This is a genomic window from Arthrobacter sp. zg-Y820, from assembly GCF_030142155.1.
Taxonomy (GTDB): domain Bacteria; phylum Actinomycetota; class Actinomycetes; order Actinomycetales; family Micrococcaceae; genus Arthrobacter_B.
In genome coordinates this window covers 2,314,830-2,340,365 of sequence record NZ_CP126247.1, presented here as the reverse complement: position 1 = coordinate 2,340,365, position 25,536 = coordinate 2,314,830, and the positions used below count along the sequence as shown (strand labels likewise).

The following is a 25,536-nucleotide window of genomic DNA, read 5'->3' as shown; positions in this document are numbered from 1 at the left end:
CATGGCCTCCGATCCCACCGTCATCCCGGTGACCGGCGAAAGCCCCGCAAGCAATTACGACGTCGTGATCGGCAACGGACTGCTGGACCGCCTTCCGGCCATGCTGGGGGAGCGGGTGCGCCGCGTCCTGGTCATCCATCCCCGCGCGCTCCGTGCCACCGGCGACACCGTCCGCGACGAACTCGCCGCCACCGGCCTCACCGCTGTCACCGCCGAAATCCCGGACGCCGAAGAGGGCAAGCACATTCAGGTGGCTTCCTTCTGCTGGCAGGTCCTGGGGCAGAACGACTTCACCCGTTCCGACGCCATCGTGGCGGTGGGCGGCGGCGCGGTCACCGACCTGGCCGGTTTCGTCGCCGCCACCTGGCTGCGCGGCATCAAGGTGGTCCACATTCCCACCTCCCTGCTGGGCATGGTGGACGCGGCAGTTGGCGGCAAGACCGCCATCAACACGGCCGAGGGCAAAAACCTCGTGGGAGCCTTCCATCCCCCCGCCGGCGTGCTGGCGGACCTGGACGCGCTGGGCACCCTGCCCAAGAACGAGCTCCTCAGCGGCATGGCCGAAGTCATCAAGTGCGGCTTCATCGCGGATCCGGCCATCCTGGACCTGGTGGAAGCCAACCCGGAGGCAGTGGGCGACGGCGCCTCCGCCGTCGTGCGCGAACTCGTGGAACGCTCCATTGCGGTCAAGGCCGAGGTGGTTTCCGCGGACCTGCGCGAAGCCGGCCGCCGGGAGTTCCTGAACTACGGCCACACGCTGGGCCACTCCATCGAACTGGCTGAACGCTACCAGTGGCGCCACGGCGCCGCCGTGTCAGTGGGGCTGGTTTTCGCCGCCGAGCTCGGCCGCATGGTCGGCCGGCTGGATGACGCCACGGCGGACCGGCACAAGGACATCCTGTCCCTGCTGGGACTGCCGGTCACCTACCGGAAGGACCGCTGGTCAGCCCTGCTGGACGGCATGCGCCGCGACAAGAAATCCCGCGGCGACCTGCTGCGTTTTGTGGTCCTGGACGGCCTCGCCCGGCCCTCCATGCTGGAGGTTCCGGACACCTCGCTGCTGTTCGCTGCCTACCAGGAGATCGCCTCCGAACCCCAGGGCGGCATCCGCCTCAGCCTGTAGGGGCACGGAGCAGGTAGAATGGTCTGCGGACTTAAAACGAAAACTTTTGCGGATCAACGAAAGAGAAACTGTGGCGACGACCAACGACATCAAGAACGGCACCGTGCTGAAGCTTGAAGGCAACCTTTGGAGCATCATCGAGTTCCAGCACGTGAAGCCGGGCAAGGGTGGTGCGTTTGTCCGTACCAAGATGCGCAACGTGCGTTCGGGCAAGGTAGTCGACAAGACCTTCAACGCCGGCATCAAGATCGAAACGGCTTCCGTTGACCGCCGCGATTACCAGTACCTGTACCAGGATGGCGACGACTACGTCTTCATGGACACCTCGGACTACGACCAGCTGACCGTGCCGGGTTCCATCGTGGGGGACGCCGCCAACTTCATGCTCGAATCCCTGATGGTGACGATTGCCATCCATGAGGGTTCTCCGCTGTACATTGAGCTGCCCCCGTCGGTAATCCTGGAAATCACGTACACCGAGCCGGGCCTTCAGGGCGACCGCTCCACCGGCGGCACTAAGCCCGCCACCGTGGAGACCGGCTACGAAATCCAGGTTCCCCTGTTCCTGGAACAGGGCACCAAGGTCAAGGTAGATACCCGCAACGGCGATTATTTGGGACGCGTTAACGAGTGAGTGCACGCACTAAAGCCCGGACCCGGGCACTGGAAGTTCTGTTTGAAGCTGAGCAGCGTTCGGCGTCGGCCTTTGACATGATCAAGGCCCGCCGGGAACAGACCGATCAGACGATCAACCCGTACACCCTGGAGCTGGTGGAGGGCGTGGTTTCCATGCAGGAAACCATCGATGAGTTCCTCGGCACCTACTCGCAGGGCTGGCCCCTGGAGCGGATGCCCTCTGTGGACCGCATCATCCTGCGCCTGGGCACCTGGGAACTGCTCTACAACGACGACGTTCCGGACAAGGTGGCGATCAGCGAAGCCGTTGAACTCGCCAAGACCCTGTCCACTGACGAGTCACCGGCCTTCGTGAACGGTCTCCTGAGCCGGCTTCACCAGCTCAAGCCTTCGCTGCTGGCCTAAGCACACCGGTTCCGCACTAAGCCCGCACGGCCACGCAAGTGGGCCGGGCGGGTTTTTGCGTTCCTCAGGACCCGCCGGCGCGGGCCAGCATGGTTCCGCGGGTACGGGTGAGGTCGTGCAGCAGAGTGTGTTCAGCGGCCCGGTTGGCCGGCAGGTCCCGCCCGGCAGCGATTTGCTGGCGGGTCAGCGCCAGCCGGGTGGCTTCCCGGATGAAGGTTTTCATTGTGCTGCGGGCCCCGAACCGGCCGGCCCAGGCCATCGCCTGGTGCCGGCCGGCACGGGTGGAGAGCATGAGGACCTCCTGGGGCGTGAACCATCCGGCTGCGGCGTATTCGCCCAGCCGCTGCCGGGTAAGCCGCTGTTCGGCCCGGCGCAGCAGGATGACGCCAGTCACCGCCAGGGCGAACAGCGGCACCTGCAGCAGGAAATAGAACACAAAGAAGCTGCCGGAGACCAGCACGGTGCCGCCGTTCCACAACATGTGGCCCAGGATCGCCGCGATGAGGCCGCCGAGGAAACCGGCAGTGATGCGCAGGGCACCGCCGCGCCGCACGGTGATCCCCAGTCCGACGCCGATGGCGGCCGTGAAGAGCACATGCGCGAACGGCGAGAAGATTCCCCGCAGCACAAAGACAAAGCCCAGCTGCGCACCCAAACCTCCGCTGGAGATCAGCGCCGATCCGAAGTACAGGATGTTTTCCGTGAACGCGAAGCCGGCAGCGACGGTGCCGGCATAAACGATCCCGTCCACCGGCCCGTCAAAGTGGCTGCGCCGCACCAGGACCAGGAGCAGGACGCCCAGTCCCTTCGCGGTTTCCTCGACGATCGGCGCTTCCAGGACGGGGCCGATGAACTCCGGCGCCAGCCCCGGCAGCAGGAGATGCAGGGCGCCGCGCACATAGGGGCCGACCAGCAGCGTGATGCCCACCGAGATGCCGGCACCCCACAGAAACGCAAACAGAAGCGCCGAACGGGGCTCGGGTTCCCAGCGGTCCACCCAATGCAGTCCCAGCAGGCAGATGCCCAGCGGCACCAGTGCCAGGATCCCGCAGAGCAGGAACGCGGTGGTCCCCAGCTGCCACCAGAGGAACCAGGCCACCAGCAGCAGGGCCAGCGATGACCCGATGATCAGCAGCACCGTCGCGGCCGTGCCGGTGCCTCCGCGCGGCTGGGCGGACCACAGCGGCTGCACCGGCACCGGACCGTACCCCGGGGGCTGCTCGGCGGCCGGCTGCGGGGCACCCGGAGGGGGAGTCCAGGGGACCGCACGGGCCTGTCCGGCAAAGTGGTCGGGGTTGTGCCCGCTCATGAATCTGCGTCCTTCATAGGGCAACCCTATGAGGAAAAGGCTGTTGTGGGCCGAAGACCGGCGCACTGGGGATGAAAAACCGCAAAGTTGCCCCTATCGCGGAGCGGGCAGCCGGATCCCGCGATCGGAGCGGACGGGACGGCGTCACAGTTCGAAGCCCGGACCGCCCGCTGTGGTAGCTTGAAACCGCATTCACCCTTTAAATTCCGTCCTGTGAGGCGGGGAAGGAGGAGGCAGAATATGGACTTGTCCAACCCGCCGGGCGCATCCGCACCCGCACGCACCGTTCTGGCTTCAGCTGACATAAACCGGGCGCTCACCCGGATTGCCCACGAGATCCTGGAAGCCAACAGAGGCGCCGCAGACCTTGTCCTGATGGGCATTCCGCGCCGGGGCTATCCGCTGGCCCGCCGGCTCGCAGACAAGATCGCCGCCGCCGATCCTTCAGTGGATCCCGCCGCAATTGTCGGGCAGCTGGACGTCACCATGTTCCGTGACGACCTGGCCCGCCAGCCCACCCGCACTCCGCACGCCACCAGGGTTCCGCTGTCCGGAATCGATGACAAAGTGGTGGTCCTCGTAGATGACGTCCTGTATTCCGGCCGGACCATCCGCGCCGCACTGGACGCCCTCACGGAACTGGGCCGGCCACGGATTGTCCGGCTCGCCGTCCTCGTGGACCGCGGCCACCGTGAACTGCCGATCCGCGCGGACCACGTCGGCAAGAACCTGCCCACCGCCGTCGTGGAAAAGGTCCGCGTCCACCTGCGGGAAACTGATGTTCCGGCCGTGGACGAAGTCGTCATCGAGGGAGCCCCGTGAAGCATCTGCTCTCGACCCGCGACCTCAGCCGCACCGACGCCCTGGCCATCCTGGACACCGCCGAACAAATGGCGGCCGTATCGCAGCGCGAGGTGAAGAAACTCCCCGCCCTGCGCGGCCGGACCGTGGTCAACCTCTTCTTCGAGGATTCCACCCGGACCCGGATCTCCTTCGAAGCGGCCGCCAAGCGCCTCTCCGCCGATGTCATCAACTTTTCCGCCAAGGGCTCCTCGGTGTCCAAGGGCGAATCGCTCAAGGACACGGCCCAGACCCTGGCCGCCATCGGCGCCGACGCCGTCGTGATCCGCCACGGCTCCTCCGGGGCTCCGGCCCGGCTGGCAGGCTCCGGCTGGATCGACGCCTCGGTCCTGAACGCCGGGGACGGCACGCATGAGCATCCCACCCAGGCCCTGCTGGACGCCTTCACCATGCGCCGCCACTGGGCCCGCCTGCACGGCACGGCCTCTCCCGGCACCGACCTCACCGGCATGCACGTGGTGATCGTAGGCGACGTCCTGCACTCCCGGGTGGCGCGCTCCGACCTGTGGCTGCTGCGCACGCTCGGCGCCACCGTCACGCTCGTGGCCCCGCCCACCCTGCTGCCGTTCGGCGTCGAGTCCTGGCCCTGCGAGGTCAGCTACGACCTGGACGCAGCCCTGGACGCCGGGCCCGACGCCGTCATGATGCTGCGGGTGCAGGGCGAACGGATGCACTCGGCATTCTTCCCCTCGGTCCGCGAATACTCGCGCCGCTGGGGCTTCGACGACGTCCGCCTGGACCGGCTGGACACGCTCGGACTTCAGGACACGATCCTGCTGCATCCGGGACCGATGAACCGCGGACTGGAGATCTCCTCCCGGGCCGCTGATTCGCCCCGCGCCACCATCCTGGAACAGGTCAGCAACGGTGTCTCCGTGCGCATGGCCGCCCTTTACCTTCTGCTGTCCGGAGATCACACCCCGGCCGGCACCGCCACCCTGGAGACCGCACAGTGACGACAAAAAACACAGTGACGACTGAGAACACAGCAACCGGCACTTACCTGATCCGGAACGCGTCAATCCTCGGCAAGGAAACCGCCGACATCCTGATTTCCGCCGGACGAATCACCGCCGTCGGCCCGGACCTCTCAGCACCGGCGGACGCCGCCGTCATCGAGGCGGCCGGCCTGATTGCGCTGCCCGGCATGGTTGACCTGCACACCCACCTGCGCGAGCCCGGCCGCGAAGACGCCGAAACAGTGGAAACCGGAACCCGTGCCGCTGCCCTGGGCGGCTTCACTGCCGTCCACGCCATGGCCAATTCCAACCCCGTGGCGGACACCGCCGGCGTGGTGGAGCAGGTCTACAGCCTGGGCCGCCGCTCCGGCTGGGTGGACGTGCGCCCGGTCGGCGCGGTGACCGTCGGGCTCGACGGCGAACAGTTGGCGGAACTCGGCGCCATGGCGGATTCCCGTGCCCGGGTGCGCGTCTTTTCCGACGACGGCAAGTGCGTCGCGGATCCGGTGCTGATGCGCCGCGCCCTGGAGTACGTCAAAGCGTTCGACGGCGTGATTGCCCAGCATGCACAGGAGCCGCGCCTGACCGAGGGTGCGCAGATGAACGAGGGCGAGGTCAGCGCCGTGCTGGGCCTGGCCGGCTGGCCCGCCGTGGCCGAGGAAGCGATCATCGCCCGTGACGTGCTGCTGGCCCAGCACACCAAATCGCGGCTGCACGTGTGCCATGTGTCCACCGCCGGGTCGGTGGAAATCATCCGCTGGGCCAAGGAACGCGGCATCAACGTCACTGCCGAGGCCACTCCGCACCATCTGCTGCTCACCGACGACCTGGTGCACAGCTACGACCCCGTCTACAAGGTTAACCCGCCGCTGCGCACGGCTGCCGACGTCGACGCCCTGCGCCGCGGTCTGGCCGACGGCACGATCGACATTGTCGGCACCGACCACGCACCGCATCCGTCCGAGCACAAGGAGTGCGAGTGGGCGCAGGCCGCCATGGGCATGACCGGACTGGAAACCGCCCTGTCGGTGGTGCAGCACGCGATGATCGAGACCGGATTAATGGACTGGGAGGGCTTCGCCCGCGTGACTTCCGTCACCCCGGCGGCCATTGGTGCCCTGGAATCGCAGGGCCGGCCGCTCGCGCCGGGAGAACCGGCCAACGTCATATTGGTGAACCCGTCTGCGCGCCGCACGGTGGACCCGAATAAGATGGCTTCAAAGGGGCGCAACTCACCATTTGCCGGACTGGAACTGCCCGGCACCGTGCAGGCGACCTTCTTCGCCGGCCATCCCACGGTCCTGAACGCCGCCCTGAACACGCCTCACCCCGTTTCCGCAGAGGAGTCCGCATGGATCGGCTGATATTCGCCCTGGGCATGATTGTCCTCATAGTGCTGCTCCTGGGCCTGTTTGCCCTGGGCTGGCGCGGCCGCCGGCAGCGCCAAAAAGGCGTCCCGCGCCCGGTGCCGATGCCCGACGGCCTGGAGGTACCCCGGTTCCAGGCCCTGGGACAGTACGTCTGCACCACCACCGCCGGTGACTGGCTGGACCGGATTGCCGTCTACGGGCTGGGCGTGAAGTCCAACGCCACCGCGGCAGTCTTCGACGAAGGCCTCCTGCTGGTCCGCAGCGGCGCACCCGACCTCTGGATTCCCCGGGCGGACCTGGAAAGCGTCCGGCTGGAGCGCGGCATGGCCGGGAAATTCGTGGAGAAGGAGGGCCTGGTCATCGTGACCTGGAAACTCGGAACCACCTCCGTGGACACCGGGTTCCGCACCCGCTCCGCCGACGAGAAGACACCGCTGGTATCAGCGATAACCGAACTCCTGCCGGCCGAATCGGCACCAACAAGCGAGGAACAACTGTGACCGTGCAGCACATCCCCACCCCGACCGCAGCTGTCCTGATGCTTGAAGACGGCCGCACCTTCCGCGGCCGCAGCTACGGCGCCGAGGGCACCGCCCTGGGCGAGGCGGTCTTTGCCACCGGCATGACCGGCTACCAGGAGACCATCACCGATCCCTCCTACGCCCGCCAGCTGGTGGTGCAGACGGCGCCGCACATCGGCAACACCGGAGTGAACACCGACGACGCCGAATCCCGGCGGATCTGGGTGGCCGGCTACATTGTGCGCGACGCCGCCCGCCGGCCGTCGAGCTGGCGCTCCGAGCGCACCCTGGACGAAGAGCTCGCGGCGCAGGGCGTCGTCGGGATCTCCGGCGTGGATACCCGCGCCGTGACCCGGCACCTGCGCGAACGCGGCGCCATGAAGGCCGGGATCTTCTCCGGCACCGCAGCCAACCGCCCGGAGGCCGAGCTGCTGGCCGACGTCCTGGCGCAGGAATCCATGGCCGGTGCCCGCCTCGCCGAAGAGGTCAGCGTCGAGGCCTCCTACGTGATCGAGCCGCAGGACCACGGCTGGGACGGCGAGCCGCGCTTCACCGTCGCCGCCCTGGACCTGGGCATCAAGTCCATGACGCCGGTCCGGTTCGCGGAGCGCGGCGTGCGGGTGCACGTCCTGCCCGCCTCCGCCACCCTTGAGGACGTCACGGCGCTGGACGCCGACGGCGTGTTCATGTCCAACGGCCCCGGCGACCCCGCCACCGCTGACGCCCAGGTGAACCTGCTGCGCGGCGTCCTGGACACCCGCACCCCGTTCTTCGGCATCTGCTTCGGCAACCAGATCCTGGGCCGCGCCCTGGGCTTTGGCACCTACAAGCTGCGCTACGGCCACCGCGGCATCAACCAGCCGGTCCTGGACCGCCGCACCGGCAAGGTCGAAATCACCAGCCAGAACCACGGCTTCGCCGTCGACGCGCCGCTGGACGGGCCGGTCACCGCGCCCGAGGCCCGCTACGGCCGGGTGGAGGTCAGCCACGTGTCCCTGAACGACGACGTCGTGGAAGGCCTCGCCTGCCTCGACATCCCGGCCTTCTCGGTCCAGTACCACCCCGAGGCCGCCGCCGGCCCGCATGACTCCGCGTACCTCTTCGACCGCTTCGTGGACCTCATGGAATCCAGCAAGACCGACGCCAGCAAGATCAAGGAATCCCTCTAATGCCCCGCAGAACCGACCTTAAGTCCGTCCTGGTCATCGGCTCCGGTCCGATCGTGATCGGCCAGGCCGCGGAATTCGACTACTCCGGCACCCAGGCGCTGCGCGTACTGCGGGAGGAGGGCCTGCGGGTCATCCTGGTGAACTCCAATCCGGCCACCATCATGACCGACCCCGAATTCGCCGACGCCACCTACGTGGAACCCATCACCCCCGAGGTGGTGGAAAAGATCATCGCCAAGGAACGCCCCGACGCGATCCTGCCCACCATGGGCGGCCAGACCGCGCTGAACACGGCCATCGCCCTGGACAAGAACGGTGTCCTGGACAAGTACAACGTGGAGCTGATCGGCGCCAACATCGCCGCCATCGAGCTCGGCGAGGACCGGGAAAAATTCAAGGGCGTCGTCGAGCGCTGCGGCGCCGAATCGGCGAAGTCAATCATCGTGCACAGCCTCGACGAAGCCTTCGCCGCCGCCGACGAGCTGGGCTATCCGATGGTGGTCCGGCCCTCCTTCACCATGGGCGGACTCGGCTCCGGCCTGGCCTACAACGAAAAGGACCTGCGCCGCATCGCCGGCGCCGGCATCCAGTACAGCCCCACCTCCGAGGTGCTGCTCGAGGAGAGCATCCTCGGCTGGAAGGAATACGAGCTGGAAATGATGCGCGACCGCAACGACAACGTCGTGGTGGTCTGCTCCATCGAAAACTTCGATCCGGTGGGCGTGCACACCGGCGACTCCATCACCGTGGCTCCGGCCATGACCCTGACCGACCGCGAGTACCAGAACCTGCGCAACATCGCGATCGCCGTCATCCGCGAGGTGGGCGTGGACACCGGCGGCTGCAACATCCAGTTCGCCATTGAACCGGACACCGGCCGCGTCGTGGTCATCGAAATGAACCCGCGCGTCTCCCGCTCCTCAGCGCTGGCCTCCAAGGCCACCGGCTTCGCGATCGCCAAGATCGCCACCAAGCTGGCCCTGGGCTACACGCTGGACGAGATTCCCAACGACATCACCAAGCAGACGCCGGCGTCCTTCGAGCCCACCCTGGACTACGTCGTGGTGAAGGTTCCGCGCTTCGCGTTCGAGAAGTTCCCGGCCGCGGACCCCACGCTGACCACCACCATGAAATCGGTGGGCGAAGCCATGGCGATCGGCCGGAACTTCACCGAGGCGCTGCAGAAGGCGCTGCGCTCCCTGGAGCAGAAGGGCGCTTCGCTGTCCTTCGCCCCCGTGGATCCGGCCGACGTTCCGGCCCTGATCGAAGCCGCCAAGCGGCCGACGACGGACCGCCTGCAGCAGGTCCAGCAGGCCCTGCTCGGCGGCGCCACCGTGGAGGACCTGTACGAGGCCACAGGCATCGACCCCTGGTACCTGGACCAGCTGGTCCTGATCAACGAGGTGGCCGAAGAAATCCGCGGCGCCGGCACCGTGAACGAGGAAATCCTGCGCCGAGCCAAGCGCCACGGATTCTCCGACGAGCAGATCGGCGCGCTCACCAACACGCCCGAGGCCGTCATCCGCGGCGTCCGGCACGCCCTGAACATCCGCCCGGTCTACAAGACGGTGGACACCTGCGCCGCGGAATTCGCCGCCTACACGCCCTACCACTACTCCTCCTATGACGAGGAGGACGAGGTGGCGCAGCACGCCAAGCCGTCCATCATCATCCTCGGTTCCGGCCCAAATCGGATCGGGCAGGGCATCGAGTTCGACTACTCCTGCGTGCACGCCACCATGGCCCTGCGCGAAGCCGGCCACGAGACCGTGATGATCAACTGCAATCCGGAGACCGTGTCCACCGACTACGACATCTCCGACCGGCTCTACTTCGAACCGCTGACCCTGGAGGATGTCCTCGAGGTCATCGCCGCTGAGCAGCGCACCGGGGGAGTGCTCGGCGTCTTCGTCCAGCTCGGCGGCCAGACCCCGCTGAAGCTGGCGCAGGCCCTGGCCGACGCCGGCGTCCCGATCCTGGGCACCTCGCCGGAAGCCATTGACCTGGCCGAACACCGCGGCGCCTTCCAGCGCGTGCTGGACGCTGGCGGACTGATCGCCCCGAAGAACGGCACCGCCGTCTCCTTCGACGATGCCAAGAAGATCGCCGACGAAATCGGCTACCCGGTGCTGGTCCGCCCGTCCTATGTGCTGGGCGGCCGCGGCATGGAGATTGTCTACGACGAGGCGAACCTTTCGCGCTACATCGCCAACGCCACCGAAATCACGCCGGACCACCCGGTGCTGGTGGACCGCTTCCTGGAGGACGCGATCGAGATCGACGTCGACGCCCTCTACGACGGCACCGACCTGTATGTGGGCGGCATCATGGAACACATCGAGGAAGCCGGCATCCACTCCGGCGATTCCGCCTGTGTCCTGCCGCCCATCACCCTGGGCACCGACGTCGTCGACCGCGTCCGCGAAGCCACCCGGGTCATTGCCGCCGGAGTGGGCGTGCGCGGTCTGATCAACATCCAGTTCGCGCTGGCCTCGGACGTCCTGTATGTCATCGAAGCCAACCCGCGCGCCTCCCGGACCGTGCCGTTCGTCTCCAAGGCCACGGGGGTGCAGCTGGCCAAGGCCGCGGCCCTGATCGGCACCGGCCGGACCATCGCCGAGCTGCGCGCCGCCGGGAAGCTGTTCGCCGTCGGCGACGGCTCGGTGCTGCCGCCGGACGCCCCGGTGGCCGTGAAGGAAGCCGTCCTGCCCTTCAACCGCTTCCGCACCCCCGAGGGCACCGTGGTGGATTCCCTGCTCGGCCCGGAAATGCGCTCCACCGGCGAGGTGATGGGCATCGACAAGTACTTCGACACCGCCTTCGCCAAGTCCCAGGCGGCCGCCAACTCCGCCCTGCCGACCGAGGGCAAGATCTTCGTCTCGGTGGCCAACCGGGACAAGCGCTCCATCATCATGCCGGTGAAGCTGATGGTGGACCTGGGCTTCGAGATCCTCTCCACCGGCGGCACCGCCGAGGTCCTGCGCCGCAACGGCATCCAGGCCACCACCGTGCGCAAGGTCGGCGAGGGCACCGGTCCCGACGGCGAGGGCACGGTCGCTGACCTGATCACCGCCGGTGAAATCCACCTCGTCGTGAACACTCCCTCCGGAGGCCAGGCCCGCGGCGACGGCTACGAAATCCGTGCCGCCGCCACCTCCATCGGCTGCCCGGTGGTGACCACTGTCTCCGAGTTCGGTGCCGCCGTGCAGGCGATCGAGGCGATGCGCTCCTACGAGTGGGACGTCACCTCCCTGCAGGAGCATGCCGCCAAGCTCCGGGCTTCATCAAGTGTCTGATCCGGGCAGAACCTTCGGCGCACGGCTGCGCGCGGCGATGGACCGCCGCGGGCAGCTGTGTGTCGGCATCGATCCCCATCCGGCGCTCCTGGCCGCCTGGGGACTGAACGACGACGCCGCCGCCCTGGAGCGCTTCTCCCTCACCGTCCTGGAGGCCGCGGGGGAGTACGCCGCCGCCGTGAAGCCGCAGGTGGCGCTCTTTGAACGCCACGGATCCGCAGGCCTGGCTGCCCTGGAACGGGTGCTGGCGGCCTGCTCCGACGCGGGAATCCTCAGCATCGCCGACGCCAAGCGCGGGGACATCGGCTCCACCATGGCCGCTTATGCCGATGCCTGGCTGCGGGACGGATCCGCCCTGGCCGCGGATTCCGTCACGCTGAGTCCGTACCTTGGATTTGAGTCGCTGCGCCCCGCCCTGGACCTGGCGGCCGCCTCTGGGCGCGGCGTCTTTGTCCTCGCCCTGACCTCCAACCCCGAGGGCGCTTCCGTCCAGCATGTTGGCGGTCCGCGGTCGGTGGCGGCCCGGATCGTGGACGCTGCGGCGGCGGAGAACCGGCGCGAGCTGGCCGGACGGGAGGAGGCCCCCGGGCTGGACGGGGCTGCTGACGGTGCTGACACTCCGATGCCCCGGAGCCGGCCGCTCGGATCCACCGGACTGGTCATCGGCGCCACGGTCGGTTCCGCCCTCACGGAGCTGGGCATCCGCCCGGCGTCGGCGGATACGCCGATCCTGGCCCCGGGTCTTGGCGCCCAGGGCGCCACCGGAGCCGACCTGCGCGCCACCTTCGGCGAGGCATATCCCAACGTCCTGGCCACCTCCAGCCGGGACATCCTGCAGGCCGGTCCCGCCGTGGCCGGGCTGCGGGACGCCGCCCGGCGGACGCTGGCGGGGTTGGGTGGATCCTGAAGCGGCTTTCGGTGCCGTCCCCGGTGCCGTCCCCCGTGCCGTCCCGGTGCCCTGATCGGGTAGTGGAGCACATTGCAATTGCGGCGGGGTTGCGGATAGGTTCAGACCGTACCCCCATACACCAGCACCGTCCCAGCACTGCCGCTGTGTTTTGAGCAGCTGATGCCGGGTCAGTCCTTGCCCGGGAGGCTCTGTTGAACCTCAAGCCACTGACCGAAGACGAACGCACCAGAGCCCGGGAAAAGGCAACCGCGGCCAGATCCGTGCGGGCCGACATCAAGGCCAAAATCAAGACCGGGGAATTGTCCGTGGAAGAGGTCATCCTGTCCCGGTCTTCCGAGGAAGCAGTAGGCCGCCTGAAGGTGGTGGATCTGCTCCGGGCACTGCCTGGCGTCGGAGAGCGCCGCGCAGCTGGAATAATGACTACCGTAGGTATTGCTCCGACCCGCCGTGTGCGTGGTCTGGGCGTCCACCAGCGCAAAGCGCTGATTGAATTTTTGGAATCCGACTAGGGGCCGCTTTCACTGCGGCCGCGCCGTCGGGGCCGAATCACAACGAGAGCAAATGAGGTCCTCAGTGTCGCAACCGCGGCTGACAGTTCTGGCAGGTCCAACCGCAGTTGGCAAAGGCACGGTGTCCACGTACATCCGGGACAACTATCCGGAGGTGTGGCTGTCCGTTTCGGCAACCACCCGCCCTCCGCGTCCCGGCGAGGAACATGGGGTGCATTACTTTTTTGTCTCCGCCGAGGAATTTGATTCACTCGTCGAAGAGGGCCAGATGCTGGAGTGGGCAGTGGTCCACGGCCGCAACCGCTATGGCACGCTGCGCAGCACCGTCGAGGCCGCCATGGCCGAGGGCCGGTCGGTGCTCCTGGAGATTGATCTGCAGGGCGCACGGCAGGTTAAAAAGTCCATGCCCGAGGCAAATTTCGTGTTCCTGGCCCCGCCGTCGTGGGACGAGATGGTCCGCCGGCTGGTAGGACGCGGCACCGAAACACCCGAAGAGCAGCAGCAAAGGCTGGAAACCGCTAAACTGGAACTTGCTGCCGAGCCCGAGTTCGATCACACTGTGGTAAATGATGACGTCCAGCGGGCAGCAGCTGAGCTTGTATCACTCATGGGAATCAGTCCGCGCCCGCGCTGACGCACCGCCACATCCCGTATAAAAGATTTTGGAGAATCTGTGTCTACTGTGTCTGAAGGCATCATCAACCCGCCGATCGACGACCTGCTGAACGTAGCTGACTCGAAGTACGCACTGGTCATCTACGGCGCCAAGCGCGCCCGTCAGATCAACGCCTACTACTCGCAGCTGCACGAGGGCCTGTTCGAGTACGTCGGCCCGCTGGTGGAAACCAAGCTGAACGAGAAGCCGCTGTCCATCGCCCTGCGCGAAATCAACGAAGGCATGCTCGTCAGCCGCCCGGTCGAATCCGCCGAGTAGCCAGCAAGAACCCCTTCGGTAACAGCTGACCACTGGTCAGGGTCAGGAGCAGCAGCGGTGCGCATAGTTCTCGGTGTGGGCGGCGGCATCGCCGCCTACAAGTCCGCGTCGCTGCTGCGGCTTTTCACTGAAGCCGGACACAATGTGTCGGTCATTCCCACGGAGGCCTCCACCCGCTTTGTGGGTGTGGCCACCTGGGAGGCACTGTCCGGAAATCCGGTCTCCAGCTCGGTTTTTGACGAGGTGGAGAAGGTCAACCACGTCCGTCTCGGTCACGAGGCGGACCTTATTGTCGTTGCCCCCGCCACCGCCGACCTGCTGGCGCGGGCGGCCGCCGGGCAAGCGGATGACCTGCTCACCAACACACTCCTGATGGCGCGCGGGCCGGTTCTTTTTGCCCCCGCCATGCACACTGAGATGTGGTCGCACCCGGCAACCCGAGCCAATGTTGCGACCCTGCGGAGCCGGGGCGTCCTGGTCCTGGATCCGGCAGTGGGCCGGCTGACCGGGAAAGACTCCGGGGCAGGCCGGCTTCCCGAACCAGACGAGATTTTCGCAGCCGCCATCGCCGCGGCTGCTGCCGGCGCCGGTGTTCCGGCCTCCGAAGCCGCCGCCTCCGAAGCCGGCGCGCTTCACGGCAAAACCGTCACCATCACTGCCGGGGGCACCCGCGAATCCCTGGACCCGGTGCGGTTCCTGGGCAACCGGTCCTCCGGGAAGCAGGGCGTTGCCCTTGCCCAGGCCGCCCTGGAAGCCGGCGCGCGTGTCCGGTTCATCGCCGCGCACATGGACGTTCCGGCGCCCGACGGCGTGGAACTGACCCGGGTGGAATCCGCGCTGGAACTCCGCGAGGCAGTGCACCGTGCCGCGCCCGGATCCGACGTGCTGATCATGGCCGCCGCCGTCGCCGATTTCCGCCCGGACCGCAATTCCGACACCAAAATCAAAAAGCGCGACGACGGCACCAACCCGGTGATTACCCTGGTCCGCAATCCTGACATCCTGGCCGAGGCCGTCGAAGCACGGAACGCGGCCAGTTCCTCCGGGGCGGCCCGGCCGTCGCTGATTGTCGGCTTCGCGGCCGAAACCGGCGACGGCACTTCAGAGGTGCTGGACTACGGCAGGCAGAAACTTGCCCGCAAGGGATGTGAACTGCTGGTGCTGAACAGGGTGGGCACCTCCCTGGTATTCGGCCAGGACAGCACGGAAGTGACTTTGCTTTCACCGCAGGATTCCGCAGCGGCTCCGGCTCCCACCTACACCGGAACCAAAACCGAGATCGCCCGGCGCATCCTCGCCCGCGTCGTGCGGGAGCTCGACGCCGCCGTCGCCGTCCCCTGACAGGCTGCGAAGCCGTTGCCGGCTTCCGGTTGAGCGCCGGGCTGCCGCCCACAAGCGCCGGGCTGCCGCCCACAGGCGCCGGGCTGCCGCCCACAAGCGCCGGGCTGCCGCCCACAGGCGCCCGGCCCGCATTCGGGGACCCGGCCTAAGACCCAGTAGAGTAAAACTCGTGACTTTCCCAGATGCTTCAGTACTTTCCGCTCCCCGCGACGGGCTGCGTCTTTTCACCTCGGAATCCGTCACTGAAGGTCACCCGGACAAAATCTGTGACCAGATCAGTGATGCGATCCTCGACGGCCTGCTCAAGGTTGACCCCGAATCCCGCGTGGCGGTGGAGACCCTGGTCACCACCGGGCTGGTCCATGTGGCCGGCGAAGTCACGACCGAGGGTTACGTGGAGATCCCCCAGCTGGTCCGGGACACCATCCTGGGCATCGGATACGACTCCTCCGCCAACGGCTTTGACGGGGCCCGCTGCGGCGTCTCGGTCTCGATCGGCCAGCAGTCGCCGGAAATCGCCTCCGGAGTGTTCAACTCGGTGGAAAACCGTGCCGGCAAAAACGTCGACCCCTACGATGTGCAGGGGGCCGGCGACCAGGGCATCATGTTCGGCTACGCCTCGGACGAGACTTCGGTCCTGATGCCCACCCCCATCTGGCTGGCCCACCGCCTCTCCGAGCGCCTCACCGCCGTCCGCAAAAATGGCACGCTGGGCTACCTCCGTCCGGACGGCAAGACCCAGGTCACCATCGGCTACGACGGCGACCGTCCGGTCTCCGTGGACTCAGTGGTCATCTCCTCGCAGCACGCCGTCGACGTCGAACTCGAGCAGCTGCGCGCGGACCTGGTCACCCACGTCATCAAGCCGGTCCTCGCCGGCACCGAACTGGACATCTCCAACGTCAAGCACATCCTGAATCCGGGCGGCCCGTTCGTCATCGGCGGACCGGTCGGAGACGCCGGGCTCACCGGCCGCAAGATCATCGTGGATACCTACGGCGGGTTCGCCCGCCACGGCGGCGGCGCGTTCAGCGGCAAGGATCCGTCCAAGGTTGACCGTTCCGCCGCCTATGCCATGCGCTGGGTGGCCAAGAACGTGGTGGCCGCCGGGCTGGCCCGCCGCGCGGAAATCCAGATTGCCTACGCCATCGGCATGGCCCATCCGGTCGGCATCTACGTGGAGACCTTCGGCACGGAAACCGTGGATCCGGCCCGCATCGCCGCCGCCATCGAGGAGGTCTTCGACCTCCGCCCGCTGGGCATTATCAACTCGCTCGACCTGAAGCGCCCGATCTACCAGAAGACTGCCGCGAACGGCCACTTCGGCCGCGAGGACGAGGAGTTCACCTGGGAGCGCAAGGACAAGGTCGAGGACCTCCGCAGCTACTTCAACGCCTAACCGGCGCATGCAGCGGGAACCGGCAGGGAAGACCGGACGGCAGGAACCGGCCGGGGAAACCGGGCAGCTGTCCCTGCTGCACGGCTTTGTCTCCCCGTCCAGAAGCCTGGGGACACAGTCCGCGGCACCTGCGCTGCCGATCGCGCGGGTGCTGCTGGATTCGCCCCTGCCGCATCTGGACCGTCCGTTCGACTATCTGGTGCCCGAGAACCTCGACGACGACGCCGTGCCCGGCGCGCGGGTCCGGGTCCGGTTCGGCGGGCAGGAGCTGTCCGGATTCATTATCGAGCGGACCGCCGAGGCGGATACCTCGGCCCGCCTTATGCCGCTGGGAAAAGTCGTGTCGCCGCAGCCGGTTTTGGCGCCGCAGATCCTGCGCCTGGCCGAGGCCGTTGCCGCGCGCTATTCGGGCACCGTCCATGATGTGCTGCGGGTGGCCATTCCGCCGCGCGCCGCACGGGTGGACAAGGAATTTACTCCGCAGGCCCGTGCCGCCGCAGCTGCGGAAGCACCGACCGGAGCGGACCCTGCCTCCGCGGCCAAGCTCTCCGGGGAGAACCTCCCGTCCGGGCCGGAAGGCTCCGGACCCAATCCGTGGAGCCGGTATCCGCACGGCCCGCGGTTCCTGACCCATCTGGCAGCCGGCCACAGCCCGCGGGCCGCGCTGTCGTCGCTGGGCGGATACGGAGCCGGCGCCTGGCCTGAGGAAATCGCCGCCGCAGTGCAGGCGACCCTGCTCTCCGGACGCGGCGCCGTCGTCGTCGTGCCCGATGCCAAGGATCTGGCCCGGGTGGAGACGGCGTTGATTGCGCGCATCGGCAAGGGAACCTTTGCGCGCCTGACGGCTGACGACGGTCCCACGCCCCGCTACCGCAGTTTCCTGCAGGTCCTGCACGGGGACGTGCAGGTGGTGATCGGCACCCGGTCGGCGGCCTACGCTCCGGTGCGCAACCTTGGCCTGGCGGTGCTCTGGGATGACGCCGATGACCTGCATGCCGAGCAGCGTGCTCCGTACCAGCATGTCCGTGACGTCCTGCTGCTGCGGGCCGCAGCAGAGGACGCGGCGCTGCTGCTGGCCTCGCACTCGCGCAGCACCGAGGCTCAGCGGCTGGTGGCCAGCGGCTGGGCGGCGAATATTTCCGCAGACCGCAGCACGGTGCGGTCGCTGGCTCCGCGGGTGGTCAGCACCGCGGACTCGTTCAACATGGAACGGGATCCGCTGGCTGCGCGGGCGCGGATTCCGCATGCCGCCTGGAAGGCAGCGCAGGACGGGCTGACTCGTGGCCCGGTGCTGGTGCAGGTGGCGCGCACGGGGTTCTCCCCGGCGCTGTCCTGCCAGGAGTGCCGGGAACCGGCGCGTTGCCGGGCGTGTGCCGGGCCGCTGGGCCTGGCCAGCCGGAACGGCATTCCGGCCTGCCGCTGGTGCGGCCGGCCGGAACCGGTGTGGAGCTGCAGCAACTGCGGCGGCACACACCTGCGCGGATCCGCGGCAGGCGCCGGGCGCACCGCCGAAGAGCTGGGCCGGGCCTTTCCTTCCGTTACCGTCATTTCCTCGGCGGGAGACCATGTGCGGGCGGACGTTCCCGATGCTCCCGCCCTGGTGGTGGCAACACCGGGTGCCGAGCCGGTGGCGGCGGGCGGTTATGCCGCGGCGATCCTGCTGGACGGCAACGCCATGATGTCCCGCGAGTCGCTGCGCGCGGGGGAGGACACCCTGCGGCGCTGGTTCAGCGCGGCGGCGCTGGTGCGCCCCGCCGGCGACAAAGGCGTGGTGGTGGTCACCGCCGACGACACCTCCACCGTCGGACACCTGCTGCGCTGGGATCCGGCCGGCGCCGCCGATCGCGAGCTGGCACTGCGCGGCGAGCTGGGCCTGCCGCCGGCGGTCCGGTACGCCGAGCTCACGGGCTCCCGCGAAGCGCTGACCGCCTTCCTGCCCCGGCTGGACCTGCCGGCCGAAATCCGGGTGGTGGGGCCGGCACCCCTGGAAGACCCGCCGGGGCCGGCCCCCGTGCACCGGGACGGGCAGCTGGGCGGCTCGGGAGGGCGCTACCGCACACTGCTGTTCTTCTCGTACGCTGCTGCCCCGGCGGTGACCGCGGCGCTGCGGGCCACCAAGGCCGCGGTCTCCGCCCGTCGAACCGGGGATCCTGTGTACGTGCGGGTGGACGGAACCGACGTCCTGTAGTCAGCCCCGGGTCAGCCGTACTGCACCGGGATCTTCCGCCGGCGGTGATTCGGATCCACCGGAAGATACAGGCTGAGGATCCCGCAGTCGTAGCGGGCGCTGATGCCGGCGGCATTGATGTCGCTGCCCAGCAGGATCTGCCGCTGGACGAGGCCGCGGCGGCGGTCGCGGACCAGCCACCGGGCTCCGGAAAGGTCGCGCAGGGTGCGGTGCCCGCTGACGGTCAGGAGCCGCCCCTCGACGTCCAGATGCAGGGAGCCGGGGTCCAGGCCGGGAAGGTCGGCGTTCACGATGTAGTGGTCTCCCTCGCGGTAGAGATCCACGGGAATGTCGCTGTCGTCGGCTGCCCCCGGGCTGCCGCAAAGCGGATCGAAGAGGTCCAATCCCGGTGCCGGATCGAACCGGAAAACCATCAGTATCAACTCCCTCGCCATGCCGGAGACCTAAGCTGAATATCAGCAGTTTAGAACTGGGCGGGGCGGGTAAAAAAATCGATGGCCAAAGTCCCGCGCAAAGCGGCCGGCTGGGCCCGGCTTGAGCCCGGCGCTCAGGGAGTTCGGCGGCGCAGCGTTATCGCTCCCAGCACCACGAAGGCGACGGCGAAAGCCGCCAGGATGCCGATTTCGCGCAGGATCTCCGCCGTGGATCCGGTGCCGCCGGAAACCAGGTTGAGGGCTTCCACGGCGTGGGACAGCGGCAGCCAGTCCGAGACCGCCTCCAGCGCGTCCGGCATCTGGGGGCGCGGAATGAAGATTCCGCCCAGCAGGATCTGCGGAAAGACCAGGGCGGGCATGAACTGGATGACCTGGAATTCCGAGGCGGCAAAGGCCGAGGCAAACAGGCCCAGGGTGGCTCCCAGCACGGCATCGAGCACCGCCACCGCCAGCAGCAGCCAGGTGTTGCCGGCGACCTCGAGTCCGCAGATCCAGACGGCATAGGCACAGGCGATGAGGGACTGGAGCGTTCCCAGCAGGCCGAAGGCGAGGGTGTAGCCGGTGATGAAATCGAACTTCCCCAGGGGCAGGGTCATCAGCCGCTCCAATGTGCCCGAGCGCCGTTCCCGCAGTGTCGTGATGCTGGTGACGAGGAACATCACCACAAACGGAAACAGGCCCAGCAGCGCCGGGCCAACGGATTGGAAAACGCCGGTGTTTTCGAAGATCCAGGAGAGCAGCCCGATCAGCAGGCTGGGAACCAGCAGGAGCAGCAGCACCGTCCGCGGGTCATGCCGGATCTGCGTCAGCACCCGCAGCGCCGTGGCCAGGGCAAGGCCCGGATTCATGCCGCCCCCAGCAGGGCCAGGAAAGCGGCGTCGGCATCGGTGGTGCCCGTGCTCTCCAGCAGCTCCGGCGGCGTCATGTCAGCCAGCAGCCGGCCCTCGTGCAGGAGCAGGATGCGGGCGCAGCGGCTGGCTTCGTCCATGACGTGGCTGCTGACCAGCAGGCTCACGCCGCGCTCCGCCAGCGAGGCAAACAGTTTCCACAGATCACGCCGCAGCACGGGATCCAGTCCCACCGTCGGTTCGTCGAGCACCAGCAGTTCCGGCGCGCCCAGCAGGGCAACAGCCAGTGAGACGCGGCTGTGCTGGCCGCCGCTGAGGCTCCCGGCCAGGCGCCGGGATTGCTGTTCCAGCCCGGTTTCGCCGATCACCCGCTCCGGGTCGGTGTCGGGCGCTCCCACGATGCGGGCGAAATAGCGCAGATTTTCGGCCACCGTCAGGTCGTCGTAAACGCCGGGCCCCTGCGCGAGATACCCGACCTTGCGGCGCAGTTGCGGGCTGCCGGCGGGGTTGCCAAGGACGGTGACGGTGCCTCCCGAGGTTTTCTGCGTTCCGACGACGGTGCGCATCAGGGTGGTTTTGCCGCTGCCGCTGGGGCCCAGCAGGCCCACGACCTGCCCCGCGGGGACGGTCAGGCTCAGGCCGTTCAGGACCGCGGTTCCGCTGCGCCGCACCAACAGGTTCTCGGTGCGGATTGCCGGAGACGATGCCATGCTGCTGACTTTGCACCCGGAGCGTTTACCGGTCAATCCCGCTCCGCAAATACCGAATCGCCGGCAGGAGACCGGACCCGCATCCGCGATCGGTTGTGTACAACTAAATTGTGAGCTAACGTCGGGGCATGAGTGATTCCCTCCACCGCCAGGTCTGCTTCTCGCTGTACACGGCGTCCCGCGCGGCGACCGCCGTGTACCGGCCGCTGCTGGATCAGCTGGGCCTGACCTATCCGCAGTACCTCGTGATGACGGTCCTGTGGGAGAACGACGGTGCCAGCGTCCGGGACCTGGGCCGCTCGCTGGAGCTCGATTCCGGCACCCTCTCGCCCCTGCTCAAGCGCCTTGAAGCCGCCGGCTGGGTGCGCCGGAACCGCTCCGCCGCCGACGAACGCCGCGTTGAGGTTCATCTGACGGACGAGGGCCGCGCCCTGCAGGAGCAGGCGCTGCCGCTGCCGCAGCGGATTGCCGAAGCCGCGGGACTGGAACCGGAAGAGCTGCAGGCGCTGCAGGAGACACTCGCCAAGGTGACCGGGGCGCTGCAGGCAGCGGCACGGACGCCCACCAGAGACAATCTTTAATCCCCACCGGGCCTCCGGGCCCACAAAGGAAGGCACTTCATGACGAACGCCCCTCAGACCAGCCGCGAAATCCAGCTGGCCTCCCGCCCCGAGGGCTGGCCCACCGACGAGAACTTCCGGCTTGCCGAGGTGCCCGTGCCAAAGCTCGAGGACGGCCAAATCCTGGTCCGCAACCGCTGGATGTCGGTGGACCCGTACATGCGCGGACGCATGCATGATGTGAAGTCCTATGTTCCGCCCTTCCAGGTCGATGCACCGCTGGACGGCGGCGCGATCGGTGAAGTTCTCGAGTCCCGCTCTGAAAACCACAGTGCCGGTGATTTCGTGCTGCACGGCCTGGGCTGGCGCGACTACGCCGTGCTCGACGGCAAGCGTGCCCGGGTCATCGACACGGCCCTGGCTCCGGCGACGGCTTACCTGGGGGTGCTCGGCATGACCGGGCTGACCGCCTATGCCGGACTGACCAAGGTGGCGGAATTCAAGGAAGGCGACGTCGTCTTTGTCTCGGGTGCCGCCGGCGCCGTCGGGTCCCTGGTCGGCCAGATCGCCAAGGCTCTGGGCGCCAAGAAGGTCATTGGCAGCGCCGGTTCCGATGAGAAGGTCCGGCACCTGCTGGACCTCGGTTTTGACGAGGCGTTCAACTACCACGACGGCCCGGTCAAGGAATCACTGAAAAAAGCAGCCGGTGCCGACGGCATCGACGTGTACTTCGACAACGTGGGCGGCGACCACCTCGAAGCCGCCATCTCGGTGATGAACAAGTTTGGCCGGATCGCCATGTGCGGCGCCATCTCGCAGTACAACACCACCGAGGCACCCACCGGACCGCGCAACCTGGCGCTGGCCATCGGCAAGGAACTGACCCTGCGCGGCTTTATCGTCGGCAGCTACAACCAGTACGCGGATGAGTTCGCAGCGCTGATGTCCGGCTGGCTCAGTGAAGGCACGGTCAGCTACGACGAGACCTTCGTCGACGGGCTGGAGAATGCTCCTCAGGCCTTCATCGATCTGATGAAGGGTGCCAACAAGGGCAAGATGGTCGTGACCCTGCAGGCCTAGCGGGAGGCCGGCCGGCGCTCCCCGAACAGCCGCACCGATTCGGCGGCAGCGTCCAGCAGCTGGGCCGCCGAGGTCTCCCAGGAATACTCCGCCGCCCGGCGCAGTCCCGCCTCGGAGATCCGGCGCCAGCGATCCGGCTCGGACAGCTCGCGGACAGCGGCGGCAAACGCCTCCGGGCTGTCCGGATCCGTCAGCAGGGCCGCTCCGCCGGAGACCTCGCGGAAGATCGGAATGTCGCTGGCCACCACCGGGGTGCCGGCTGCCATTGCCTCGATCATCGGCAGGCCGTAGCCCTCCGCCCGGGACAGCGTCACCAGTGCGGTGGCCGAGCGCAGCAGCTCCGCGTATTCCTCTTCGGAAACGCCGTTGTGGAACACCACCTCGCTGCCGTCAGGCACCAGCGCGCCGAGTTCGCGCCGCCGTTCCGGGGAAATCCGGCTGAGCAGGTGCAGCGTGTAGCCGGGCAGATGCGCCATGCCGCGCACCACTGTTTCCACGTTTTTGTACGGCATGAACGAGCCCATGTAGAGCAGCGTCTTTTCCGGCGCCTGTGCAGGATTCCGGACGGTAGCGCCCGGCTGCGGCGCGTTCCCGACGATGCGCACGGGACGTTTGGTCAGCCGGTGCCGGGCCATCAGCGAGCGGGTGGTTTCGCTGATGGTGGCGACGACGTCGGCCCGGTTCAGCAGACGCCGCTGCGGCCAGTACGCCAGGTGATAGAGCCGCCACAAAGCCCGCACGGGCAGCGGCAGGAAACCGGGCGGCGTCGGATTCGAGTAATAGATCAGGTCATGCAGGGTCAGGATCAGCGGATACTTCCGCCCCCAGCTGCCCATGGTCTGCATAGGTGAGACGACGACGTCGGCGCCCAGCCGGTTGACGCGGAAGGCGACCAGCAGCTCGGCGGGGTAGAGGGGGCTGTTGAGCTTGACCCAGGGGAGATCCGGCAGCAGCGCCAGCTGCCGCTCGTCGGAAATCAGCATCAGCACCTGCGCCTTTTCAGCGGAGCCCCCATTTTCGGCGAGAGCCTCGATCAGGGAGGCGCCGTACCGGCTGATGCCGTCGTGCTGGTCGGTCCGGGTGAACCGGGCGTCCACTGCGATGCGCAGGCTCACGGGTGCCTCCGCTGCAGGAAATCGGTGATCAGCGCCGCCGCTTCGGCGGGAGCCTCGTAATGCACCAGATGCCCGACGCCGGGCAGGATGTGCAGCTCCGCGTCCGGAATCAGTGCGGCGAGCTTCCGTTGACCGGCCACTGATCCGAGGTCGTCGCGTTCCGCGGCGATCAGCAGCACCGGCATGTCCAACTGCGCGGCGGTGTCACGGACGGTGGAGGAAATCGAGGCCCGGAACGCATCCAGAACGACATCCCGGTTGGCAAACGCGCTGAAGTAGGCCCGATGCTGGCCGTGGATCCAGCGCCGCAGCGCCGGGTCGCGGGTCTTGGCCATGAAGATGCTCATGCCCCGCACAATGGCCGGGTGCTGCAGCAGGGCCATGCCCAGCCCCTCCGGCAAGCGTGCCGCGGACAGGTAGTAGAGTTCGGCCGCTTTGCTGGTGATGCCCTTGGGCCCTTCCAGCGCCGGCTCGCAGATGGGATTCACCAGCACCAGTTCGCTGATCAGTTCCGGGCGTTCCGCCGCCGCCTTGGAGGCGATGATGGAGCCGAAGGAGTGCCCGAGGAGAACGGTGTCGGCCCCCAGGCCCGGGACCCCGCCCTCCAGCGCCGCTGCCACGAACCCGGCGTAGGCTCCGACGTCGTGCGGTCCCGGCAGCGGCTCGCCCCGTCCGAAACCGGGCAGATCGGGGACCAGGACGCGGTGTCCGGGCAGCGCCTCGACAATCCGCAGCAGTCCGTGATGGTCGCCGCGGAAGCCATGGACCATGAAGATCGGCGGAGCCGCGTCCCGGCCGGCGGCGTCGTCTCCGTCCGGATTCGCGGCTCCGGAGCCCTCCGGCACGGGGGCAAAATCCCAGCATCGCTGGAGCGTGCCGTCCACGGTAAAAGTCCGTTCCTCCGCGCGGCGGGCGAACGTTACGCCGGATACCGTGCTGTTTCCAGGCTTGGTGCGCACTAGTTCACCTCGTCCGGATGCGAGCCCGAGCGCTGGTTCCGGTCCAGGCCGGCAATGGCGGCCCGCTGGCCCGCAGTCAGCTTGAAGGAAAAGACGTCCAGGTTCTCGGCCATGCGCCCGGGCGAACTGGCCTTGGGAATCACGACGTTTCCCTGTTCCACCTGCCAGCGCAGGATCACCTGTGCCGGAGACACCCCGAGTTCGACGGCGATGGCCGTGATCACCGGATCGGACAGGACGGCGCCGCGCCCCAGCGGGCTCCAAGCGACCGTGCATATGCCCAGCTCGGCGTGCACGACGCGGAGCCGGTGCTGCTGCAGCCAGGGATGCAGCTCGACCTGGTTGACCGCCGGCACGACATCAGCGGCATCCATCAGCTGCGCCAAGTGGTCCGGCTGAAAGTTGGATACGCCGATGGCCCGCACGCGGCCTTCACGGTAAAGCTCCTCCATCGCCCGATAGGTCTCCACGAACAGCCGGCGCTCGGGGCAGGGCCAGTGGATGAGGTACAGGTCAAGGGTGTCCAGGCCCAGCCGGGCCATCGAATCCTCGAACGCCTGCATCGTTCGGTCGTAACCCTGGTCCGAATTCCACACCTTGGACGTGAGAAAAATCTCGTTGCGGGGAACGCCGCTGCAGGCCGTGAAGGTGCGGATAGCCTCGCCGACACCTTGCTCGTTTCCGTACAGGGCAGCGGTGTCGATGTGCCGGTATCCGGCGGCGAGGGCGTCGGTGACAAGGCCGGCTGCATCTGCGGCGGGGACCTTGTATGTGCCATAGCCCACCTGGTCAAGGTAAACGCCGTTATTGAGGGTCAGTTTGGGGGCTGGTTCCATGCAGTTGACTCTACCGAGGATGGCGCCCGGCGGTTGAATCCGAGCCCGTCCGCCGGTCGCCGGG

General features: G+C 67.7%; 25 protein-coding genes. 18 read left to right on the top strand and 7 right to left on the bottom strand.

Going from position 1 to position 25,536, the window contains the following annotated elements; all coding sequences use genetic code 11:
* The first annotated feature begins 1 nt into the window (after position 1).
* From aroB to nusB, 3 genes are all read left to right on the top strand, one after another.
* The gene (aroB, locus tag QNO08_RS10560; protein WP_229965549.1) at positions 2–1,123 is read left to right on the top strand and encodes a 3-dehydroquinate synthase; all 1,122 of its coding nucleotides are present in this window, start codon (positions 2–4) and stop codon (positions 1,121–1,123) included.
* A gap of 70 nt (positions 1,124–1,193) precedes the next feature.
* Entirely contained in the window at positions 1,194–1,757 is a 564-nt protein-coding gene (gene efp / locus QNO08_RS10555) for an elongation factor P (RefSeq protein ID WP_229965550.1), read from the top strand.
* Positions 1,754–2,164: a transcription antitermination factor NusB gene (nusB, locus tag QNO08_RS10550; RefSeq protein ID WP_229965552.1), complete on the top strand. Its 411-nt coding sequence runs from the start codon at positions 1,754–1,756 to the stop codon at positions 2,162–2,164. Before efp ends, nusB begins: the two co-directional genes overlap by 4 nt.
* Positions 2,165–2,228: 64 nt before the next feature.
* On the opposite strand, the gene QNO08_RS10545 is transcribed toward nusB, so the two are convergent.
* A complete protein-coding gene (locus QNO08_RS10545; protein ID WP_229965553.1) occupies positions 2,229–3,473 on the bottom strand; it encodes a PrsW family intramembrane metalloprotease in 1,245 nt (414 codons plus the stop codon).
* Between the two features lie 240 nt (positions 3,474–3,713).
* Here QNO08_RS10545 and pyrR point away from each other — a divergent pair, with 240 nt between their 5' ends.
* The 13 genes from pyrR (at position 3,714) to QNO08_RS10480 (ending at position 18,930) form a co-directional block, all read left to right on the top strand.
* Positions 3,714–4,295 (top strand): bifunctional pyr operon transcriptional regulator/uracil phosphoribosyltransferase PyrR, encoded by a 582-nt coding sequence (pyrR, locus tag QNO08_RS10540; RefSeq protein ID WP_229965555.1) that lies wholly within the window; start codon positions 3,714–3,716, stop codon positions 4,293–4,295.
* Entirely contained in the window at positions 4,292–5,290 is a 999-nt protein-coding gene (locus QNO08_RS10535; protein WP_229965557.1) for an aspartate carbamoyltransferase catalytic subunit, read from the top strand. Before pyrR ends, QNO08_RS10535 begins: the two co-directional genes overlap by 4 nt.
* A gap of 14 nt (positions 5,291–5,304) precedes the next feature.
* Positions 5,305–6,657 carry a dihydroorotase gene (locus QNO08_RS10530; protein ID WP_229965558.1) on the top strand — a complete coding sequence of 451 codons (1,353 nt, stop codon included), beginning with the start codon at positions 5,305–5,307 and terminating at the stop codon, positions 6,655–6,657.
* On the top strand, positions 6,645–7,163 hold the full coding sequence (locus tag QNO08_RS10525; RefSeq protein ID WP_229965559.1) for a PH-like domain-containing protein: 519 nt from the start codon (positions 6,645–6,647) through the stop codon (positions 7,161–7,163). The genes QNO08_RS10530 and QNO08_RS10525 overlap by 13 nt, the downstream gene beginning before the upstream one ends.
* Positions 7,164–7,201: 38 nt before the next feature.
* Positions 7,202–8,353, top strand: coding sequence for a glutamine-hydrolyzing carbamoyl-phosphate synthase small subunit (carA, locus tag QNO08_RS10520; protein ID WP_229965783.1), 1,152 nt, complete (start codon positions 7,202–7,204; stop codon positions 8,351–8,353).
* Entirely contained in the window at positions 8,353–11,649 is a 3,297-nt protein-coding gene (carB, locus tag QNO08_RS10515) for a carbamoyl-phosphate synthase large subunit (RefSeq protein ID WP_229965561.1), read from the top strand. The genes carA and carB overlap by 1 nt, the downstream gene beginning before the upstream one ends.
* Positions 11,615–12,556: an orotidine-5'-phosphate decarboxylase gene (pyrF, locus tag QNO08_RS10510; RefSeq protein WP_229965563.1), complete on the top strand. Its 942-nt coding sequence runs from the start codon at positions 11,615–11,617 to the stop codon at positions 12,554–12,556. Before carB ends, pyrF begins: the two co-directional genes overlap by 35 nt.
* A 194-nt stretch (positions 12,557–12,750) precedes the next feature.
* On the top strand, positions 12,751–13,068 hold the full coding sequence (gene mihF, locus QNO08_RS10505) for an integration host factor, actinobacterial type (protein WP_229965565.1): 318 nt from the start codon (positions 12,751–12,753) through the stop codon (positions 13,066–13,068).
* Positions 13,069–13,120: 52 nt separating this feature from the next.
* Complete coding sequence (gmk, locus tag QNO08_RS10500; protein WP_229965566.1) at positions 13,121–13,702, top strand: guanylate kinase; 582 nt, start codon at positions 13,121–13,123, stop codon at positions 13,700–13,702.
* A 39-nt stretch (positions 13,703–13,741) separates the two neighbouring features.
* Entirely contained in the window at positions 13,742–14,002 is a 261-nt protein-coding gene (gene rpoZ, locus QNO08_RS10495) for a DNA-directed RNA polymerase subunit omega (protein ID WP_152217989.1), read from the top strand.
* A gap of 57 nt (positions 14,003–14,059) precedes the next feature.
* Complete coding sequence (coaBC, locus tag QNO08_RS10490) at positions 14,060–15,343, top strand: bifunctional phosphopantothenoylcysteine decarboxylase/phosphopantothenate--cysteine ligase CoaBC (RefSeq protein WP_229965567.1); 1,284 nt, start codon at positions 14,060–14,062, stop codon at positions 15,341–15,343.
* Positions 15,344–15,512: 169 nt separating this feature from the next.
* Positions 15,513–16,742, top strand: coding sequence for a methionine adenosyltransferase (metK, locus tag QNO08_RS10485; RefSeq protein WP_229965568.1), 1,230 nt, complete (start codon positions 15,513–15,515; stop codon positions 16,740–16,742).
* Between the two features lie 7 nt (positions 16,743–16,749).
* On the top strand, positions 16,750–18,930 hold the full coding sequence (locus QNO08_RS10480) for a primosomal protein N' (RefSeq protein WP_229965569.1): 2,181 nt from the start codon (positions 16,750–16,752) through the stop codon (positions 18,928–18,930).
* An 11-nt stretch (positions 18,931–18,941) separates the two neighbouring features.
* On the opposite strand, the gene QNO08_RS10475 is transcribed toward QNO08_RS10480, so the two are convergent.
* The 3 genes from QNO08_RS10475 to QNO08_RS10465 all read right to left on the bottom strand — a co-directional run bounded on the left by QNO08_RS10475 (position 18,942) and on the right by QNO08_RS10465 (position 20,922).
* Entirely contained in the window at positions 18,942–19,343 is a 402-nt protein-coding gene (locus QNO08_RS10475; protein WP_284023468.1) for an Hsp20/alpha crystallin family protein, read from the bottom strand.
* 134 nt (positions 19,344–19,477) lie between these two features.
* Positions 19,478–20,212, bottom strand: coding sequence for an ABC transporter permease (locus tag QNO08_RS10470; protein ID WP_229965571.1), 735 nt, complete (start codon positions 20,210–20,212; stop codon positions 19,478–19,480).
* Positions 20,209–20,922 carry an ABC transporter ATP-binding protein gene (locus QNO08_RS10465; RefSeq protein ID WP_229965572.1) on the bottom strand — a complete coding sequence of 238 codons (714 nt, stop codon included), beginning with the start codon at positions 20,920–20,922 and terminating at the stop codon, positions 20,209–20,211. Before QNO08_RS10465 ends, QNO08_RS10470 begins: the two co-directional genes overlap by 4 nt.
* Before the next feature lie 128 nt (positions 20,923–21,050).
* Here QNO08_RS10465 and QNO08_RS10460 point away from each other — a divergent pair, with 128 nt between their 5' ends.
* Together QNO08_RS10460 and QNO08_RS10455 are read left to right on the top strand one after the other, a co-directional pair.
* Positions 21,051–21,503 carry a MarR family winged helix-turn-helix transcriptional regulator gene (locus tag QNO08_RS10460; protein ID WP_229965574.1) on the top strand — a complete coding sequence of 151 codons (453 nt, stop codon included), beginning with the start codon at positions 21,051–21,053 and terminating at the stop codon, positions 21,501–21,503.
* A 39-nt stretch (positions 21,504–21,542) separates the two neighbouring features.
* Entirely contained in the window at positions 21,543–22,562 is a 1,020-nt protein-coding gene (locus tag QNO08_RS10455) for an NADP-dependent oxidoreductase (RefSeq protein WP_229965576.1), read from the top strand.
* Here QNO08_RS10455 and QNO08_RS10450 read toward each other — a convergent pair.
* The 3 genes from QNO08_RS10450 to QNO08_RS10440 are packed head-to-tail and all read right to left on the bottom strand — an operon-like array spanning position 22,559 to position 25,472.
* On the bottom strand, positions 22,559–23,671 hold the full coding sequence (locus tag QNO08_RS10450; protein ID WP_229965784.1) for a glycosyltransferase family 4 protein: 1,113 nt from the start codon (positions 23,669–23,671) through the stop codon (positions 22,559–22,561). The two genes, QNO08_RS10455 and QNO08_RS10450, sit on opposite strands and share 4 nt — an antisense overlap.
* Positions 23,672–23,673: 2 nt before the next feature.
* Positions 23,674–24,636 (bottom strand): alpha/beta fold hydrolase, encoded by a 963-nt coding sequence (locus QNO08_RS10445; protein WP_229965578.1) that lies wholly within the window; start codon positions 24,634–24,636, stop codon positions 23,674–23,676.
* Positions 24,636–25,472, bottom strand: coding sequence for an aldo/keto reductase (locus tag QNO08_RS10440; protein ID WP_229965579.1), 837 nt, complete (start codon positions 25,470–25,472; stop codon positions 24,636–24,638). Before QNO08_RS10440 ends, QNO08_RS10445 begins: the two co-directional genes overlap by 1 nt.
* Between the last annotated feature and the right edge of the window lie 64 nt (positions 25,473–25,536).

Excerpts from the sequence above, each read along its gene's own strand:
- aroB (WP_229965549.1), top strand. The coding sequence starts at position 2 with ATGGCCTCCGATCCCACCGTCATCCCGGTGACCGGCGAAAGCCCCGCA.
- QNO08_RS10545 (WP_229965553.1), bottom strand. The coding sequence starts at position 3,473 with ATGAGCGGGCACAACCCCGACCACTTTGCCGGACAGGCCCGTGCGGTC.
- pyrR (WP_229965555.1), top strand. The coding sequence starts at position 3,714 with ATGGACTTGTCCAACCCGCCGGGCGCATCCGCACCCGCACGCACCGTT.
- QNO08_RS10525 (WP_229965559.1), top strand. The coding sequence starts at position 6,645 with ATGGATCGGCTGATATTCGCCCTGGGCATGATTGTCCTCATAGTGCTG.
- carA (WP_229965783.1), top strand. The coding sequence starts at position 7,202 with ATGCTTGAAGACGGCCGCACCTTCCGCGGCCGCAGCTACGGCGCCGAG.
- carB (WP_229965561.1), top strand. The coding sequence starts at position 8,353 with ATGCCCCGCAGAACCGACCTTAAGTCCGTCCTGGTCATCGGCTCCGGT.
- pyrF (WP_229965563.1), top strand. The coding sequence starts at position 11,615 with ATGCCGCCAAGCTCCGGGCTTCATCAAGTGTCTGATCCGGGCAGAACC.
- gmk (WP_229965566.1), top strand. The coding sequence starts at position 13,121 with ATGAGGTCCTCAGTGTCGCAACCGCGGCTGACAGTTCTGGCAGGTCCA.
- QNO08_RS10480 (WP_229965569.1), top strand. The coding sequence starts at position 16,750 with ATGCAGCGGGAACCGGCAGGGAAGACCGGACGGCAGGAACCGGCCGGG.
- QNO08_RS10475 (WP_284023468.1), bottom strand. The coding sequence starts at position 19,343 with ATGGTTTTCCGGTTCGATCCGGCACCGGGATTGGACCTCTTCGATCCG.
- QNO08_RS10470 (WP_229965571.1), bottom strand. The coding sequence starts at position 20,212 with ATGAATCCGGGCCTTGCCCTGGCCACGGCGCTGCGGGTGCTGACGCAG.
- QNO08_RS10465 (WP_229965572.1), bottom strand. The coding sequence starts at position 20,922 with ATGGCATCGTCTCCGGCAATCCGCACCGAGAACCTGTTGGTGCGGCGC.
- QNO08_RS10460 (WP_229965574.1), top strand. The coding sequence starts at position 21,051 with ATGAGTGATTCCCTCCACCGCCAGGTCTGCTTCTCGCTGTACACGGCG.
- QNO08_RS10455 (WP_229965576.1), top strand. The coding sequence starts at position 21,543 with ATGACGAACGCCCCTCAGACCAGCCGCGAAATCCAGCTGGCCTCCCGC.
- QNO08_RS10440 (WP_229965579.1), bottom strand. The coding sequence starts at position 25,472 with ATGGAACCAGCCCCCAAACTGACCCTCAATAACGGCGTTTACCTTGAC.